The following is a 1,143-nucleotide window of genomic DNA, read 5'->3' as shown; positions in this document are numbered from 1 at the left end:
GCATTGACCTTTAAGTTGAGTTTCTCGTTTTTGGGTAATGCATCTGTTCCAATTTGCGATTCAACTTTCAAAAGCTCTTGCTCAATAAGATGAATAGCTTCAAACAAAGAACGTTGCTTTAGCTCGCGGTAGAAGTCCTCTGAGCTCATAACAACACCTTATCACCTGTCAGCGCAGGCCATACGTGAAAGGAGCTGCTGGTTGATTTCAACTTAATCTCTAACTGCGTAAACACGTTAATCTCCGCATATTGAGCAAAGTAAACAGATAACACGCTACCCAATAAAAAGATCTGCTCTTTTGGCAGTATCTGATCGGATACTGTTAGAACCAGCTTTACTCCATGTGCAAAACCAACTTTTCCTTTCTGACTAACCCTACCGGTTGTATGTTCAAACTCTAGCTTGACTAGAGCATCTATAACGGCTTTTGTTTCGGCAGTGCCTGCAAATGCATACAAGTTCAATGTTTGTTTTAACGTTGCTAAGCCGTCAGCTTCAGTAAAATGGTTCAATGTTAATAGCTTGGTAAGCTGCCATCGTGTGCTTTCATCCATCTCTGGTCTAAGCGTTTCGGAGAGAGACGTTAAGCACCTAATTGATTTAAAATTATCATCAACATTGGGTAACTGAACCTTTGGTAGCCCGCCACCAAATGGAATTTTTTGTGGCAAATTACGATTGCAACACTCAGCTTCCACATACATCAGCCAATTATCTCTGCTTTCAGGGCTGAACAACTGGTATTGCTTATCAACAAAAGAAACATAAGTCTCTCGACCAGGCTCATCGTAGCCACCGGCCCAGTTTTTATCCTCTCGTCTCATTAACCAATACACTTCACTCGCGCTCATGTAGTGCGTGTGCTCTCCTGAATGGTAGCAGGGTAAGTGCTCGTAAGTTTTGTTCCAGTTTCTCAAGGTAACATCAGAAATCGAGACAACTTCATTACTCTCTGCATCTTGGTACTGAGGAGATAATTGATACTCGTACTCTGTTGGAAGGAGACGTTTAGGTTCCATGGTTGATTTGAACAGATTTACAATGGGAACACAGCCAACCATGACACTTTCCTCGTCTACTTGCTTTGGTAGCCAGTCATCGCTTGTATCGAAGTAAAAGCAAATCTCGACCTGCCCTTGAA

The 1,143-nt window shown here is 42.3% G+C and carries 1 protein-coding gene and 1 pseudogene; both read right to left on the bottom strand.

The genetic code is table 11. The features are described from left to right. Window positions 1–149 (bottom strand): annotated as a pseudogene (locus R7E00_RS24560) (type VI secretion system baseplate subunit TssG); the annotation flags it as partial. Beyond that, window positions 146–1,143, bottom strand: a 998-nt coding sequence (tssF, locus tag R7E00_RS24555; protein WP_318124828.1) for a type VI secretion system baseplate subunit TssF, incomplete at its 5' end; no start/stop codon positions are given. The gene tssF and the pseudogene R7E00_RS24560, both read right to left, overlap by 4 nt.

The organism is Vibrio sp. Vb1755 (genome assembly GCF_033338635.1).
Classification (GTDB): domain Bacteria; phylum Pseudomonadota; class Gammaproteobacteria; order Enterobacterales; family Vibrionaceae; genus Vibrio; species Vibrio alginolyticus.
This window is presented reverse-complemented; position numbering and strand designations above follow the sequence as displayed.